Annotated in this window: 1 protein-coding gene; it reads right to left on the reverse strand. The window is 47.3% G+C overall.

Going from position 1 to position 277, the window contains the following annotated elements:
- Nucleotides 1-277: ABC transporter permease subunit (locus RYX56_RS22100; protein ID WP_317124082.1), on the reverse strand; the 277-nt coding region annotated here is incomplete at both ends.

Here is a 277-nt window from a genome sequence, read left to right on the forward strand (position 1 = left end):
TGAAGACAACGGACCCATATTCCCCCAATGCCCGTGCAAAGGCTAATGCAAAGCCGGTGATAATAGCAGGGAAAATGGCTGGAAGGATGATTTTAACAAAGATCTGAACGGAACCTGCACCCAGTGTGGATGCAGCTTCTTCGTATTGGTGATCTAATTCCTGTAAAACCGGCTGAACCGAACGAACAACGAACGGCAGCCCGATAAACGTCAGGGCAATCATAATTCCTACCGGGGTGTAGGCAATCTTTATTCCAAGCGATTCAAAATATTGGCC

The organism is Alkalihalophilus lindianensis (assembly GCF_032843265.1).
GTDB classification, from domain to species: Bacteria; Bacillota; Bacilli; order Bacillales; family Bacillaceae_D; genus Alkalihalophilus; species Alkalihalophilus lindianensis.